Origin of the sequence: Micromonospora lacuserhaii (assembly GCF_036902735.1) — a bacterium.
Lineage (GTDB): Bacteria > Actinomycetota > Actinomycetes > Mycobacteriales > Micromonosporaceae > Micromonospora.
The window spans coordinates 79,108-91,420 of the sequence record NZ_JBAKHO010000005.1; the positions used below are offsets into that span (position 1 = coordinate 79,108).

At 73.2% G+C, this 12,313-nt stretch carries 13 protein-coding genes; 9 read left to right on the forward strand and 4 right to left on the reverse strand.

Going from position 1 to position 12,313, the window contains the following annotated elements; genetic code table 11:
- Window positions 1-85: 85 nt before the first annotated feature.
- A complete protein-coding gene (locus V6U81_RS05120; RefSeq protein ID WP_334484958.1) occupies window positions 86-766 on the forward strand; it encodes a DUF4272 domain-containing protein in 681 nt (226 codons plus the stop codon).
- A 12-nt stretch (window positions 767-778) separates the two neighbouring features.
- Here V6U81_RS05120 and V6U81_RS05125 read toward each other — a convergent pair whose 3' ends face one another.
- On the reverse strand, window positions 779-1,630 hold the full coding sequence (locus V6U81_RS05125) for a putative RNA methyltransferase (protein WP_334485190.1): 852 nt from the start codon (window positions 1,628-1,630) through the stop codon (window positions 779-781).
- Between the two features lie 110 nt (window positions 1,631-1,740).
- Window positions 1,741-2,205 carry a MarR family winged helix-turn-helix transcriptional regulator gene (locus V6U81_RS05130; protein WP_334484960.1) on the reverse strand — a complete coding sequence of 155 codons (465 nt, stop codon included), beginning with the start codon at window positions 2,203-2,205 and terminating at the stop codon, window positions 1,741-1,743.
- A gap of 57 nt (window positions 2,206-2,262) precedes the next feature.
- Here V6U81_RS05130 and yczE point away from each other — a divergent pair, with 57 nt between their 5' ends.
- Genes yczE through V6U81_RS05150 form a run of 4 tightly spaced genes read left to right on the forward strand, consistent with a single transcriptional unit; the run spans window position 2,263 to window position 4,957 of the window.
- Window positions 2,263-2,892 carry a membrane protein YczE gene (gene yczE / locus V6U81_RS05135; protein WP_334484962.1) on the forward strand — a complete coding sequence of 210 codons (630 nt, stop codon included), beginning with the start codon at window positions 2,263-2,265 and terminating at the stop codon, window positions 2,890-2,892.
- Window positions 2,880-3,449, forward strand: a complete 570-nt coding sequence (locus tag V6U81_RS05140; protein ID WP_334484964.1) for an NADPH-dependent FMN reductase — start codon at window positions 2,880-2,882, stop codon at window positions 3,447-3,449. Before yczE ends, V6U81_RS05140 begins: the two co-directional genes overlap by 13 nt.
- A complete protein-coding gene (locus V6U81_RS05145) occupies window positions 3,446-3,859 on the forward strand; it encodes a PPOX class F420-dependent oxidoreductase (protein WP_334484965.1) in 414 nt (137 codons plus the stop codon). Before V6U81_RS05140 ends, V6U81_RS05145 begins: the two co-directional genes overlap by 4 nt.
- Window positions 3,860-3,880: 21 nt before the next feature.
- Window positions 3,881-4,957: an adenosine deaminase gene (locus V6U81_RS05150; protein ID WP_334484967.1), complete on the forward strand. Its 1,077-nt coding sequence runs from the start codon at window positions 3,881-3,883 to the stop codon at window positions 4,955-4,957.
- Here V6U81_RS05150 and V6U81_RS05155 read toward each other — a convergent pair whose 3' ends face one another.
- Window positions 4,958-5,368 (reverse strand): hypothetical protein, encoded by a 411-nt coding sequence (locus tag V6U81_RS05155; protein WP_334484969.1) that lies wholly within the window; start codon window positions 5,366-5,368, stop codon window positions 4,958-4,960.
- Between the two features lie 384 nt (window positions 5,369-5,752).
- Here V6U81_RS05155 and V6U81_RS05160 point away from each other — a divergent pair, with 384 nt between their 5' ends.
- The 4 genes from V6U81_RS05160 (at window position 5,753) to V6U81_RS05175 (ending at window position 10,858) form a co-directional block, all read left to right on the forward strand.
- Window positions 5,753-9,385 (forward strand): sensor histidine kinase, encoded by a 3,633-nt coding sequence (locus V6U81_RS05160; protein WP_334484971.1) that lies wholly within the window; start codon window positions 5,753-5,755, stop codon window positions 9,383-9,385.
- Entirely contained in the window at window positions 9,382-9,786 is a 405-nt protein-coding gene (locus V6U81_RS05165) for a roadblock/LC7 domain-containing protein (protein WP_089011242.1), read from the forward strand. The genes V6U81_RS05160 and V6U81_RS05165 overlap by 4 nt, the downstream gene beginning before the upstream one ends.
- 99 nt (window positions 9,787-9,885) lie before the next feature.
- Window positions 9,886-10,263, forward strand: coding sequence for a DUF742 domain-containing protein (locus V6U81_RS05170; RefSeq protein WP_334485192.1), 378 nt, complete (start codon window positions 9,886-9,888; stop codon window positions 10,261-10,263).
- Between the two features lies 1 nt (window position 10,264).
- Window positions 10,265-10,858: a GTP-binding protein gene (locus tag V6U81_RS05175; RefSeq protein WP_210775114.1), complete on the forward strand. Its 594-nt coding sequence runs from the start codon at window positions 10,265-10,267 to the stop codon at window positions 10,856-10,858.
- A 114-nt stretch (window positions 10,859-10,972) separates the two neighbouring features.
- On the opposite strand, the gene V6U81_RS05180 is transcribed toward V6U81_RS05175, so the two are convergent.
- On the reverse strand, window positions 10,973-12,193 hold the full coding sequence (locus tag V6U81_RS05180) for an ABC transporter substrate-binding protein (RefSeq protein WP_334484980.1): 1,221 nt from the start codon (window positions 12,191-12,193) through the stop codon (window positions 10,973-10,975).
- Window positions 12,194-12,313: the final 120 nt, after the last annotated feature.

Consider the following 12,313-nt stretch of genomic DNA (forward strand, 5'->3'; position numbering starts at 1 on the left):
TGTCGGCGTGCCGGGACCGCTATCCTCCCAGCCCAGGGGGATCGACCGGCGGTGACGCCGATGCGAGCAGACAGGGACTTCGACCGTGCTGGTACCCGCCCCCGACCCCCGGGAAGTACGCGAGGCGAGCCTCGACGAGCTGTCCCGGCTCGGCCTGCCGCTGCCACCCGCCCAGTTCCCGCTGGTCTGGGAGCCCGGCGACGAGATCGAGCTGCGCCCGCTCGGCGAGATCGAGGCGCGCATCGCGGTGCTGCACGTGATCCTGGCCCGCTGCTTCGGGATGCCGCCGCAGGCGGCGATGAGCTGGCTGCTCGGCTCGCACCTGGTCGACATGGTCACCCCGCCGGAGTGGCAGTTCGTGATGGGCGGCAAGGGCGACCACCGGTCGTTCGTGCTGCACCACGACGCGCTCTTCTCGCTGTGCTGGGTGCTGGGCCTGACCAAGGAGCTGGACCCGACGGTGCCGGTGGACGAGCGGCTGGTGGAGCGGCTGCCGCACATCCCGGCGGGGGAGACCTTCACCGAGTGGCGGTCCCGGATCCTGGCCGCCCCGCAGCACCCGGCCGACGCGGCCGCCCTGCTCGACCTGCACTACTGCCTGGACTGGGCGTACCTGGAGATGCAGAAGGCCGGTCGGCGGCTGCCGGGCCTGGTGGACGCCAACGCGATCGGGCAGCGGCGCTGGGCGCTGGAGTGGGCGGTCATGCTGCGCGGGCCGTACCACGACGAGCCGCCGGGCTGGGAAGAGGTCGACCTCTCCACCTGAGCCGGCTGACGGTCAGCGCGGGCGCCAGACGGTGAGCCGGACGGCGGCGGTGACCGTGACCGGCTCGGGCAGGGCGGCGACCCGATCGGCCAGCCGGGCCGCGTCGGCGTGCCAGGCGCTCGGCCCCATGCCGACCAGGGTGGTCACCTCGGCCCGGGTGAGGGCCAGCCGGCTGTCGTGCACCGCCGTCGCCTGCTCGGTGAAGTGCCCGGCCAGGCTCTCCGCCACCCGGTCGGCCTTGGCCGGGTCCACCCGGAGCAGGCCGAGCGCCTCGACCAACTCGGTGAGGTGGGCGTCGGTCGGGGTGACCACCAGCAGCGCCCCGGCCGGATCGAGCACCCGGCGGAACTCGGCGCCGTTGCGCGGGGCGAAGACGTTGAGCAGGACGGCCGCCGACGCGTCCGCCAGGGGTAGCCGGCGCCAGGTGTCCGCCAGTGCGGCGGCGGCCCGGGGGTGGGCCCGGGCCGCGCGGCGCAGCGCCGGCTTGGAGACGTCCAGGGCCAGGCCGACGGCGTCGGGCAGCGCCGCCAGCACCGCGGCGAGGTGCGCGCCGGTACCCGCCCCGGCGTCCACCACGAGGGGGTACGCCCCGGCGGCCGGCCGGACGACGGATGCCGCCGCCCCGGCCAGCGCGGCGGAGATCGGGTCGTAGTGCCCGGCGGCCAGGAAGTCGGCCCGGGCGGTCACCATCGCGGCGGTGTCGCCGACGTGCGGGGCGCTGCCGGTGAGCAGGTTGACGTACCCCTGGCGGGCGATGTCGAAGCTGTGCCGGCGCGGGCAGCGCAGCGCCCGGGTGTCGGTGGCCTCGGCCAGCGGTTCGGCGCAGACCGGGCAGCGCAGCCGGTCCAGCACCCGTGGGTGCACGAGGCCCCCGTGCTGGTCGGACGGGCGCGACGCGGTCACCAGGGCAGCGTACGGGAGCGGGGTCGGGGCTCGGCCGGGCCGGGCGCGGTGCCGGCCGGGGCCGGTGGTGGTCAGGACCGGCCGGCGGCGAGCCGGTCCACGACCCGGTGGGTGAGCCGCTCCAGGGCGGCCAGCTCGTCGGGTTCGAGCAGGTCGATGAGGTGGCGGCGGACGGCGGCGACGTGGGCGGGTGCGGCCGCCTCGATGGCCCGCCGGCCGTCGGGGGTGAGCGCCACCACCGAGCCCCGGCCGTCGGTGGCGCACTCCTCGCGGATGACCAGGCCGCGCTGCTGCATCCGGGTGAGGTGGTGGGACAGCCGGCTGCGGGACCAGAGCATCCGGTCGGCCAGTTCGCTGAGGCGCAGCCGGCCGTCGGGGGTTTCGGAGAGGTCGGAGAGCACGTCGTAGTCAGGCTCGGAGAGGCCGGCGTCGGCCATCAGCTCCCGGGCCAGCTGGAGGTCGAGCAGCCGGCGCATCCGGCGGTAGCCCCGCCAGGCCCGGTCCTCGCGGTCGTTCAGCCAGCGTGGTGCGTCCATGGGCCGAGCGTACGCCAGTGGTTGACATGTCATCAACCTCGCTCTACGGTATGTGACATGTCAACCAAGCTTTCCGAGCGGATCGTCCGGCTGCTGTCCGGGCTGATCCTCTTCGGGGTGAGCGTGGCGCTGATGGTCCGTGCCAACCTCGGCCTGGCCTCCTGGGACGTCCTGCACCAGGGCCTGGCCGAGTGGACCGGCCTGCCGCTGGGTCAGGTGGTCAATGGGGTCGCGGTGGTCGTCCTGCTGCTCTGGATCCCGCTGCGGCAGCGTCCCGGCATCGGCACGCTCGGCAACGCGGTCCTCGTCGGCCTGACCGTCGACGCCGCCCTGCGGGTGCTTCCGGCCGGCGGTCCGCTCACCCTCCGGATCCCGCTGCTCCTCGCCGGGATCCTGCTCAACGGGGTGGCCACCGCGCTCTACCTCGGCGCTGACCTCGGCCCCGGGCCGCGGGACGGGCTGATGACCGGCCTCGCCGCCCGTGGCCTGCCGATCCGCCGGGTCCGGACCCTGATCGAGCTGGCGGTGCTCGCCGTCGGCTGGCTGCTCGGCGGCACGGTCGGCCCCGGAACCCTGCTGTACGCCGCCGCCATCGGGCCGCTCGCGCACCACCTGATCCCGAAACTCGCCGTGCCGGCCACGAACCGGCCCACCCCGACTGGAGTCACCCCGTCATGCCCCGTCTGAACGTCATCGTCGCCAGCACCCGACCCGGCCGGGTGGGTCGCTCGATCGGCGACTGGTTCGTCTCCACCGCCGCCCGGCACGACGCCTTCGACGACGTACGCCTGGTCGACCTCGCCGAGGTCGCGCTGCCCTTCCACGACGAGCCGCACCACCCCTCCGAGGGGCGGTACGTCCACCGGCACACCCGGGAGTGGAGCGCCACCACCGCCGCCGCGGACGCCTTCGTGTTCGTGATGCCGGAGTACAACTACGGCTTCAGCGCACCGCTGAAGAACGCGATCGACTTCCTGTTCCACGAGTGGCGCTACAAGCCGGTCGGCTTCGTCAGCTATGGGATGACCTCGGGGGGCCTGCGTGCCGTACAGATGATCAAGCAGGTGGTCACCACGTTGCAGATGATGCCGGTCAACGACTCGGTGCCGATCTTCCTTCGGCAGGCGCTCGACGACCAGGGGGAGCTGCTGCCCGACCCGGCGCGCGACGCCGCGGCCGACCTGATGCTCGACGAGATCGCCCGGCTGGCTGCCGCGCTCGCCCCGCTGCGGGTGCCGGCGTGACGGCCCGGCTGTGGGAGCTGTTCGGCGCGCGCGGTCGCGGCGTGCTGGTGACCCTGCGCCGCGACGGACGCCCCCAGCTGTCCAACCTCGACTACCTGGCCGAGCCGGGGCTGATCCGCTGCTCCACCACCGGCGACCGGGCCAAGGCCCGCAACCTGCGCCGGGACCCCCGGGCCAGCTTCCACGTGACCACCCCGGACGGCGGCGCGTACGCCGTCGCCGAGGGCACCGCGACGCTCACCGCGCCCGCGACGGCGGAGGACGACGCCACCGTCGAGGAGCTGGTCGAGGTCTACCGCCGGATCCGCGGCGACCATCCCGACTGGGCTGAGTACCGGGCCGCGATGGTCGCCGACGGTCGGCTGGTGGTCTGGATCGCCGTCGAGCGGGTCTACGGCTGGCGGCCCTGACCCGCTGGCTAGGGTCAGGGCATGGTCGCAATCCGATACGAGGACATCGTCAAGGTCCCGAAGGCGCTGCTGCACGATCATCTCGACGGCGGCCTGCGGCCGGCGACGGTCGTCGAGCTCGCCGCCGAGGTGGGTCACGAGCTGCCCACCACCGACCCGGCGGCGCTCGGCCGCTGGTTCGTGGAGGCGGCGAACTCCGGCTCGCTGGAGCGCTACCTGGAGACCTTCGCGCACACCGTCGCGGTGATGCAGACCCCCTCCGCGCTGCGCCGGGTCGCCCGGGAGTGCGCCCTCGACCTGGCCGCCGACGGGGTGGTCTACGCCGAGGTCCGGTTCGCCCCCGAGCAGCACCTGGAGCAGGACCTCACCCTGGACGAGGTCGTCGAGGCGGTGCTGGCCGGCTTCGACGAGGGCAGCGCGCAGGCCGTCGGCGCCGGCACCCCGATCCGGATCGGCACCCTGCTCACCGCGATGCGGCACGCCGCCCGGTCGCAGGAGATCGCCGAGCTGGCCGTCCGGCACCGGGACGCCGGCGTGGTGGGCTTCGACATCGCCGGCGCGGAGGCCGGCTTCCCGCCCACCCGGCACCTGGACGCCTTCGAGTACCTCCAGCGGGAGAACTTCCACTTCACCATCCACGCCGGCGAGGCGTTCGGGCTGCCGTCGATCTGGCAGGCCATCCAGTGGTGCGGCGCCGACCGGCTCGGCCACGGGGTGCGGATCGTGGACGACATCAACCCCGGCCCGACGCCGGTCCTCGGCCGGCTGGCCGCGTACGTGCGGGACAAGCGCATCCCGCTGGAGCTCTGTCCCTCGTCGAACGTGCAGACCGGGGCGGTGGCCTCGATCGCCGACCACCCGATCGGGCTGCTGCGTGACCTGCGTTTCCGGGTGACGGTCAACACCGACAACCGGCTGATGAGCGGCACCTCGATGTCCCGGGAGATGGCGCTGCTGGTGGACGCCTTCGGCTACGGCTGGAAGGAGCTCCAGTGGTTCACCATCAACGCCATGAAGAGCGCCTTCATCCCGTTCGACGAGCGGCTGCGGATCATCGACGAGGTGATCAAGCCGGCGTACGCGAAGCTGCTCGGCTGATCAGTGGTGCGGGTGGCTGGCCACCAGGCCGGCCACCCGCCGCAGGATGTCGCGGGCCCGGGCCGCCTCGGCGCCGAGCCCGGTCTGCCGGCGCAGCACCGCCGGCTCCGCGCGCAGCAGCGCCACGCCGCGCCGGACCAGCACCCGGGGCGCCTTGCGCTGTTCGGCCAGGTCCCGGGTCAGTCGACGGACGAACGTCGCGCCGCGCGGGCGGCGCAGCGCGTACGCCCCGGCGAGCAGTCCCCGGCGGCGGCACTCCGCCACGATCTCGGCGGCGAAAATCCCTTCGGCCAGGAAAAGTGGCGATCCGGTCACCTCGAATGGCCGGGTGGCCACCCTCCGGTCGGCACCGATCGCATAAACCGGCACATCGGCCTTGCCCTCCCGGGCCAGCCGGGCAATCGTTTCCACGGCCGTTCCGGCGTCCCACGAGTCGGGCGAGTCCCAGTCCACCTGGCCGTTCTGTCGTGGCAACGTAGGGTCATCACCGTCCTTGTAGAAGTCGTCCAGACAAAGCACGGGAAGTCCGGTTCGCTGCGCTATGTACGACTTTCCCGAGCCCGAAGGGCCGGCGAGCAGGACGACGCGGTGACGGTATTTCATTACTTTAGGTGACTCCGGCCAGACGGAATGCGAGCAAAGTGCCTCCACATCTCATCACACCCTCGCTGAGCGCCAGCCTGGGCTTTCTCTTTCAGGGACGGCGTGATGGAATCTCGGAGGTCCGACCCGCCGGGTCGGTCGCTGGGCGTTGCCCGAGGCAACGCGGGACGCTGTAATCGCGAGGGCGGTGACGTGAGCAAACGGCCAAAGGCGGCGGGCTCCTTCCTGTCGCGTCTGCGTCGGCCTGCCAGCCGACTCCGCGACATGCCGATCTGGTCCAAGCTCGGTCTGATCATGATCGTGCCGACCATCGCCACGGTCGTCGTGGGCACCAGCGGGCTGGTGGACCACCTGCAGACGCTCAACAACGCCAACCGGGCCGGCGACCTGGCCAACCTGGTCGGCTACTCCGGTGACCTGGTGAACAGCCTCCAGGACGAGCGGACCTCCGCCGTCCTGCTGCTCGACTCGCCCAAGGGGCAGGCCCGCGAGCAGTACCAGGAGGCGTACAACCGGGTCAACTCCCGGGTGGACCAGTCCAAGGCGCCGTACTCGCAGCAGCGGGTCGAGATCGAGGACCTGCCGGGCAGCCTCGACGCGCTGCTCGACCAGATCGACCAGGACCTGTCCGACCTGCCGGGCACCCGTAGCCAGGTCTACAGCGGCAAGCTGAGAGTCAGCCAGGCGATCGCCTTCTACCAGGAGCTGATCGACCACCTGCTCAGCGTCCGCGACTCGACCACCCAGCTCGCCGGCGACAACGACCTGAGCGACCGGATGCGTTCCGCGGCCGCGATCGCCCGCACCAAGGAATACCTCTCGCTCCAGCGCACCGTGGTGCACCAGGTGCTGGGCAAGTCGTACCCGCCCGCCCTGCGGGACAACTACATCGCCACGAAGACCGGTCAGCAGCAGGCGATGCAGACCTTCCGGGCAATCGGTACCCGCGAGGAGCGCGAGTTCTACGACCAGACCGTCGCCGGCTCCGACCTGCGTCAGGGCAAGCAGTACATCGGCGAGGTCGACGGCCTGATCACCGAGGACATCTCCTCGCTGGACTTCGGACCGGACCAGTGGGACGCGGCCATGGTGGCCTACTCCGCGCTGTACCGGACGGTCGAGGTGAAGCTCGACGGGAACGTGGTCTCCCAGGCCGACGGTCTCCGCTCGGACGTCCAGCGCCAGGTCTTCCTGGAAACCGGCCTGCTGCTCAGCATGCTGCTGCTGGCCATCCTCTTCGCCTACCTGGTCGCCCGGTCGATGGCCCGCTCCCTGCGCGACCTGCGCCAGGGTGCCCTCTCCATCGCCCAGTACGGGCTGCCCCAGGCGGTGGCCCGACTGCGCGACCCGCAGGTCAGCGGACAGCTCACCCCGGCCCAGCTGGCCACCCAGATCGCCGAGCCGCTGCCGGTGCGCAGCAAGGACGAGTTCGGCCAGGTGACCGAGGCGTTCAACGCGGTCCACCTGGAAGCCGTCCGCACCGCCGCCGAGCAGGCCGCGCTGCGCTCCTCCGTCGCGACGATGTTCGTCAACCTCGCCCGCCGCTCGCAGATCCTGGTCGACCGGCTCATCGGTCACCTCGACCGGCTGGAGCGCGGCGAGGAGGACCCGGACCGGCTGGCTGAGCTCTTCCAGCTCGACCACCTGGCCACCCGGATGCGCCGCAACGACGAGAACCTCCTGGTCCTCGCCGGCGCGGACTCCACCCGCGTCCAGCGGGAGCCGGCCGCCCTGATCGACGTGCTGCGGGCCGCGCAGTCCGAGGTCGAGCACTACACCCGGATCGAGTTCGGCATCATCGACCGGGACATCGAGGTCGCCGCGCACGCGGTCAACGACTTGGTGCACCTGGTCGCCGAGCTGTTCGACAACGCCACCGCCTTCTCGCCGCCGGACTCCCAGGTCATGGTCGAGGCACGGCGGATCGGCGACCGGGCCACGCTCTACGTCGAGGACCGCGGCATCGGCATCAGCGCCGACCAGCTGGCCGACCTCAACGAGCGGCTCGCCACGCCGCCCCAGGTGGACGTGGCCGTCTCCCGGATGATGGGCCTGGTCGTGGTCGCCCGGCTGGCGTCCCGGCACGGCGTCAGGGTCGAGCTGCGCCCCGGTTCCGGTCGCGGCACGGTGGCCGAGGTCACCCTGCCCACCTCGGTGCTGGTGCCCCGCGCCCTCACCGGCCGGCAGCCCGGCGCGCTGCCGGCCGCCCCCGGCCCGCAGGGCTCGGGCGGCACCCCGGTCTTCGGCGCGCTCCCGGCGCTGAGCAGCGGTCCCACCCCGACCCCGCGCCCCAGCGACTCGGGCAACCAGGTCACCCTCGGTGGCCGCCCCTTCGACCCGGCTCCGCGCAACGGCTCGGGCGTTCCGGCCGACGCCGGCGCGACCCGGTCCATGCCGGCCTGGTCCGACCTGACCGGCGCCGGCAGCCTCAACGGCGGCGACGGCCAGCCGCCCGCCCGCCCCGCCAACGGCCACCAGGTCGACCCGCTGCCGCAGCGGCGGGCCGGTGGCGACGGCGACCCGGGGAGCACCGGCCAGCAGCCGGCCATCCCACGGCAGTTGCCCAGCAGCCCGGAGGTGCGGTCGTACAGCGCGCCGCCGTTCCCGCCGGTCTCCTCGCCCCCGGTGCCCCCGGTCTCGGCCCCGCCGCTGCCGCCGGTCTCCGGCGTACCGGTCTCCGCCGCGCCGATCTCCGGTCAGCCGGCCTCGGGCCAGCCGTACCCCGGCCAGCAGTACCCGGGTCAGCAGTACCCCGGCCAGCAGTACCCCGGTCAGCCGGTCTCCGGTCACCCCTACCAAGGCCAGCCGGTCTCCGGTCACCCGTACGCCGGTCCGCCGGTCTCCGCCGCTCCGGCCCCGACCTCGGCGCCGCCCGCCGGCCCGCTGCCGACCCGACCGACCACGTCGGCCCCCGGCACCGCCGGGGCACCGCCGGTCTGGCCGCCGGTGGCCAACCCGGAGCGGGAAGCGGCGACCCCGCCGGTCCCCGAGCGGCTCGCCGCCGCCCTGGACATGACCACCGAGCTGCCCCGGGTGGCGCGTCCCGAATCGGCCGCGCCGCAGTCGGCGGCCACCGCGCCGGCGCAGCGACAGTCGGCCGCGGCACCGCAGGCCCGGCCGGCGCAGTCGCCGCCCGCCAACCGACCGTCGACGCCGCAGCAGACACCCAACCGGCAGCGGTACGCGGACGAGACGATGGAGCTGCCGATCTTCCGGGAGCTCGAGTCGGCCTGGTTCCGTACCCGCAAGCCGGGTCCCGAGGAGGCGGCCGGCGCCCGCCCGGCGGCGAACGGCGCGGCGGCTCCGCAGGCGCCCGCCGCCGACCAGGCCCGCGCCGTCCCGAACACCGCACCGATGACAGGTAACGCACCGATGGCAAACACTCCGACGGCCGGAGGGGCGCCGCGCGACAACGGGGCGGCGACGAACGGGGGTCACCCCGGTCTCGGCGACGGCTTGCCCAGCCGCCGACCCACCCCGCAGCCCGCTGGCTGGCAGACCGCGGCCGACGACGGCTGGCGGGCCGCCGTGGCCGCGTCCGATGCGCCGGTGGCGGGCACCACCCAGACCGGGTTGCCGAAGCGCACGCCGATGGCCCAGCTCGTGCCGGGCACCATCGAGAAGCCGACCACCTCGGTGCAGCGCCGGACGCCGGAGGCCGTACGCGGCCTGCTCTCCGCCTACCATCGGGGCGTGCAGCGCGGGCGCAGCACTCCCTCGGACAGCAACCCCACCAGCCCGGAGGCGACTCCGGGAGGGCAGCAATCCTCGCAGTCGGGCGCAGACCGGGCCGCCGGGAGCGGGCAGAAGGAGCAAGAAGGATGACAACTACGCAGGATCTCGGTTGGCTGCTGGCCAACTTCGCCGACCGGGTGCCGGGTGTCGCGCACGCGGTCGCCGTCTCCGCGGACGGCCTGCTCCTCGCGTCGTCACGAGACCTGCCCCGGGACCGGGCGGACCAGCTGGCGGCCATCTCCTCCGGCCTGGTCAGCCTGACCCAGGGCGCGGCCCGCTGCTTCGAGGGCGGTGCGGTGCTGCAGACGGTCGTCGAGATGGACAACGGCTTCCTGTTCCTGATGTCCATCTCGGACGGATCCTCGTTCGCCGTGCTGGCCGCCCGCAGCTGTGACGTGGGCCAGGTCGGCTACGAGATGGCTCTCCTGGTCGACCGGGTGGGCGACGCCCTGACGCCGCAGCCGCGTACGGCTGTCGGGATGATGGGCTGACCGCTGACCGGCCGATCGGCGGGGCAGCTACAACACGACAAGAATGACGGGTTCCACCGGTGAAGGCCGGTGTCGGGTGCGAGGGAGGTGAGCGGCGACATGGCTGATCGTGACGAACCGACCGGAGCGTTGGTCCGTCCATACGCCGTTACCCGTGGTCGTACCCGTCCCCGGCTCGACATCGCCATGGAGGCGCTCGTCGAGACTACGGTGCGCGGTCGGGCCGCTGCCAGTGGCAACAGTGGCCAGGGCCGAGAGCACCAGTACATCGCCGCGCTGTGTGACGGACGCGTGCAGTCGCTGGCCGAAATTGCGGCGCGGATGCAGCTTCCGCTCGGTGTGGCCCGGGTGCTCATCGCCGATATGGCGACGGACGGCCTGGTCGCGGTTCACGAGCCGACCATCTTGGACGACTCGGACGACGCGGTGGGCACTGAACTGCTGGAGAGGGTGCTGAGTGGACTTCGCAGGCTCTGACATGTCGCACCGCCCGCCTGCGCCGAGCGGGCGAGTGACGTCGGCGAAGATCGTTATCGCCGGTGGGTTCGGCGTCGGCAAGACGACGCTGGTCGGCTCGGTCTCGGAGATCACGCCGCTGACCACCGAGGCCATCATGACCTCCGCTGGCGTGGGCGTCGACGACACCCGGCAGGTGCCGGGCAAGACGACGACCACGGTAGCGATGGACTTCGGCCGTATCTCGATCGACCGGGATCTGATCCTGTACCTGTTCGGCACGCCGGGCCAGACGCGGTTCTGGTTCATGTGGGACGAGCTGGTACGCGGGGCGATCGGCGCGGTGGTGCTGGTCGACACCCGCCGGTTGGCCGACTGCTTCGCGGCGATCGACTTCTTCGAGCACCGGCGGCTGCCGTACCTGGTGGCCATCAACTGCTTCGACGGGATGCAGTACCACGACCCGCAGGACGTCCGGGACGCGCTGGCGATCTCGACCGACGTCCCGGTGGTGGCCTGCGACGCCCGGAACCGGGAGTCGACCAAGCACGTGCTGATCTCGCTGGTCGAGTACGTGCTGACCATGCGCCGCACGCGCGCGGTCGCCCCGGCCTGACGGTCCCGACGCGCCCGGTGGCGGCTCCGGCCGTCCCCGGGCGCGTCGTGCTGTCCCGGACGCGCGACGCCCGCCCCACCACCGACCGGTCGGCGGGGCGGGCGATCGGGGAGGTCAGGAGATCCGGTTCCAGCCGCTGTTGATGACCCGGTAGATGCCCAGGGCGCTCGGGTCCAGTCCACTGTGCTTGTTCGGCTCGAACGCGTACGCGCCGGTCATCCCCTCGATGCCCTGGTTGCGCAGGTACGCCCGCACCCGCCCCCGGTCGAGGCTGCCGGCGGCCCGGGCGGCCCCCACGATCAGGGTCAGCGCGTCCGAGGCGTACGGGGCGAAGCCGCGGTAACTGCCGTACCGGTGCAGGTACCGGGAGGACAGGTCGCGCAGCGCCAGGGCGCCGGTGGAGGTGTTCGTCAGCGTCGAGTCGCCCAGCGACAGCGGGTGCACCGCGTACGCCCCCTCCACGGCCGGGGCGTTCCGCTCGTCGAGGGTGTCCTCGGCGACCCCTGCGGCGTCGAAGTAGAGCCGACCGCGGTAGCCGGCCTGACGCAGGGCCCGGGCCGCGGCGCCGGAGTCGGGGGCGTTCGCCCAGATCACCACGGCGTCCGGCGCCTTCCGGACCACGGCCCGCGCGGCGGTGAGGAAGCTCGTACCGGTCGCCGGCAGCCGGCTGGTCACGGCGAGGTGCAGGCCGGCCGAGTCGACGGCGGCGCCGATCGCGGCCACCCCGGAGTCGCCGTGCAGGCCGTGGCCGGCCAGCAACGCCACCCGATGCCGGCTCTGCTCCTTCAGCAGGGTGACGAGCCTGGTGGCCAACTGCTCGGCGTCCGGCGTCACCTTGTAGACGAAGGTCCGGTCGGCGAGCGGGTGGACGATCCCGTCGCCGTACGCGAGGGAGAGGTAGGGGACGCGGACCCGCTGGGCCACCCTGATGATGCCCAGCGAGGTCTCGGCGAGCGTCGCGCCGAGCAGGGCGTGCACGTCGTCGCGGGTGGCCAGCTCGGCGGCGTGCCGGGCGGCCAGTCGCGGGTCGCTGCCGTTGTCCCGTACCTCCAGGCGGATCTTCAGCCGCTGGTTGCCGACCGGCACCCCGTACTCGTTGAGCGTGTCGGCGGTGATCCGCAGCGCCCGCTCCTGGGGCACACCGAGCGTGGCGCCCGGCCCGGTCAGCTCGAGGCTGACGCCCACCACCAGCTCGCCGAACCCCGCGGGGGGCCCGGCGGTGCCGCCGTCCCGGCCCTCGTCGCGCCCACAGGCGCTGAGCAGGAGGGTGCTGGCCGCCGCGGCGAGCACCCCCCGTCGGGTGAGCACGGAGGAGCCGATTGCCGGTGTCGCCATTGGAGTCGCCTTCCCACCCCGGCGTCACCTGTCGGCGCCGGTCCGCCGGGTATGCTCCCGGCCGCCCCGACCCGGCGTCAACTTATCCGGGTGTGGGCAGAAACACCGGGGCGGGAAGTG